General features: G+C 71.4%; 1 protein-coding gene. It reads right to left on the reverse strand.

What is annotated here, in order from left to right; genetic code table 11:
- Positions 1 to 3,163: beta strand repeat-containing protein (locus NYP07_RS23805; protein ID WP_268154688.1), on the reverse strand; the 3,163-nt coding region annotated here is incomplete at both ends.

Here is a 3,163-nt window from a genome sequence, read left to right on the forward strand (position 1 = left end):
CACGCTGGTCGTGCCCAGCCGGTACAGGCTGTTGTTGCCTTCCACGAACCCGCGCCCGTACAGCACCACCGTCGCGCTCGTCCCGTCCGACGACACCGACTGCACGCTCAGCCCCGTCACCACCGGGACGATCTGCAGCGCCAGCGCGTTGGCGGCGCCGAGGATGCGCACCTGACCGGTGACGGCGTTCAGCGGCACGGCGACCGTGACCTGGCTGCCGTCGGCCGCGGCGGTGGTGGGCACGACGACGACGTCGCTGCGGTTGCCGTTGGCGTCGATGGTCTGGAAGACGACGTCGGTGCCGGCGCTCAGGCCGCTGCCGGTGAGCGTGATGGCCTGGCCGGGGTTGGCCGAGGCCTGGGTGGCGTCGGCCGGGCTGCCGCTGCTGGCGGCGGCCGTGATGCCGCCGAGCGCGATGGCGAAGGCCGCGCTGGTGCCGCCGACGGTGGAGACGCGGATCGGCCCGGTGGGCATGCCCGTGGGCACGGTCATGTTGATGCGGGTGGCGTTGTTGAAGACGTCCAGCCCGTAGTAGCGGTCGATGTCGGCGATGCTCTGCGCGCCCAGCAGCACGCTGCTGGCGCCTTCGGCGAAGCCGCTGCCCGAGAGCTGCAGGTTGTTGCCGGTGAAGCTGGCGCCGACCGAGGTCATCACGGCGCCGCTCAGCGTGGGCACGATCTGCAGCAGCACGCCGCTGCTGTCGCGCGCCAGCCGCACGTGGCCGGTGGTGGCGTTGATGGGCACGACGGCGCTGAGGGTCTGGTGGACCAGGTCGACCGTCGAGGCGACGCTCGCTTCCGCGAGGTTGCCGCTGTCGTCCAGGGTCGTGAAGACGAGCTGGTCGCTGGCCAGCAGGCCGGCGCCCGAGATGGTGACGGTCTGGCCGACGTTGGCCGAGCCGATGCCCGCGTTGGCCGGGCTGCCGCTGGCCGCGCTGGTGGCGATGCCGCCCAGGTGGCTGGCGCCGGCGGCGTAGCGCTCGAGATTGAGCGCATAGCTGCCGAAGTAGCTGGCGTTGTTGCCCGAGTTGGCGATCTTGGGGTTGTAGGTCGTGTTGCTGTAGCCGCTGACGCCCACGTAGTAGCTGCCGGTGGCGGGCGCCGTCCAGCGCTGCACGGTGTTGCTGCTGCCCGGGGAGAACAGGTTGATCAGCTGCTGCACGCCGTTGGCGTCGAAGACGCGCACATAGGCGTACAGGCTGGCCGAGTTGGCCATGTTCAGCGCGAGCTGGTCGCCCGCGGTCAGGTCGACGCGGACCATGTCCACGTTCAGCGGCGCGCTGCTGGGCATGTTGCCGTTGATGTTGACGCGCTGGTTGGTGCCCAGGCCCGGGTTCAGGGCCGTGGCCAGGGTGTCGCCGATGTCGGTGGCCGGGGTGATGTCGGCCAGCGCGGTGCTGGTGGTGGCGCCGCTGATCAGCATGCTGCTGCCGCCGGCGGTGGCGACGGTGATGACGCCGGCGCCGACGCCGGCCGGCACGGTCAGCGTCAGCAGTTGCTGGTCGACCGCGTTGGTGCCGCTGCCGTCGACGATGCTGCGCACCGCGAAGCTGCCCACGCCGCGGCCGTCGATGCTGACGACGAGGTCGTTGGCGGTCAGGCCCGTGCCTTCGAGCACGACGGTGTTGCCCGCCGCCACCGCGCCGCCGACGGCGCGCAGCGTGGGCACGATCTGCAGGCTGATGCTGGTACCGCTGCCCAGCACCGTGACGGCGCCGCTGCGCGCCAGCGCCGGGACCACGAGGCTGAGCGTGGTGCCGCCGTTGCCGGCGTTGCCGCTGCGCGTGAGCGTGCCCAGGCGGCCGCTGTCGTCGATGCCCTGGAACTGCACCAGGGTGTTGTTGGTGAAGCCCTGGCCTTGCAGCACGATGGTCTGGCCGGCGACGGCCGAGGGCAGGCCGGTGTTGGCGGCCGTGCCGGCGCTGGCCTGCGCGACGATGCCGGTGAACAGGCTGATCGGCTGGACCGGCAGGCTGGTGCCGGGGATCTCGGCATAGCCGCCGTCGGTGCTGATGCGGATGGGGCCGTCCAGCGTGCGCGGGGCGACGGCGTTGAGGGTGTCGTTGCGGCTGCCGCTGACGGCGAAGGGGTAGAGGTTGGGCGCGTTCACGGGCAGCGCCACGCCGCCGACGGTGACGGTGGAGGCGCCGGCCATGAAGCCGGAGCCGTGCAGGTTGAACACCGCGTCGCCGCCGGGCTGGCCGCCGTCGATGCCGCTGAGCGTGGGCACGACCTGCAGCTTGATGCCGGGGCTGGCGCGGAAGGTCTGGGCGCCGTTGGGGTCGGTGGTGTTGGCCAGGGTCTCGCGCAGCTTGCTGACGCCGTCCACGCTCACGTCGATGAGGTCGGGGCCGACCGAGGCGTTGTTGCCGTCCCAGTTGTCGAACACCAGCAGGTCGAAGTTCAGCGTGTAGGTCTTGCCGGCGCTCAGCCCGCTCAGGTTCAGGCGCTGGCTGGCGTTGTTGTAGCGCCCGCCGAAGCGGCTGAAGGTGGCGATGGCGGTGCTGTCGACGCTGGCGTTGCTCCACGCCGGGTTGGCGGTGCCGGATTCGAAGTTGTCGGAGAAGATGGTGGTGGCGCCGTCGCTGACGCTGACGTTGTCCAGCCCCCAGCTCTGGCTGTTGATGTCTTGCAGGCCGCCGTCGCTGAAGGCGATGGTGGCGGTGCTGCCCGCCGCGGTGAAGCTGACGCTGACGTTGCGGTAGACGGCGTCGGGGTAGCCGCCGAAGCCGAGGTTGCGCCAGCCTTCGTTGACGACGCGCACGTCGCCGGTGCGGGCCTGGTCGGGCACTTGCACCTGCAGCCGCGTGCCGCTGGCGTTGATGGCCAGCGGGGTCTGCGCGACCACGCGGGTGTTGCCGGCGTTGTCGCGGGTGTTGAACAGCACGCGCGTGCCGGGGCCGAAGTTGCTGCCGTCGAGTTCGATGACCTGGCCGACGTTGGCCGCGGGCAGCGCCGCGTTGGCGGCGACGCCGTTGCCGGCCGTGGCCACGATCTGGCTCAGCGTGGCGCTGGCGATGGCGGCCGGGTCGGTGGCGGTGGCGAGCTTGTAGATCTCGCCCTGCGTGGAGGCCACCCACAGCGATCCATCGGGCGCGAAGGAGAGCCCCGAGATCTCGTTGCGCCTGATGCCCTGCAGCGACGCGTCCAGCCGGCGCAGCTCG

Source organism: Pelomonas aquatica, from assembly GCF_026712205.1.
In the GTDB taxonomy this organism is placed as follows: Bacteria; Pseudomonadota; Gammaproteobacteria; order Burkholderiales; family Burkholderiaceae_C; genus Pelomonas; species Pelomonas aquatica.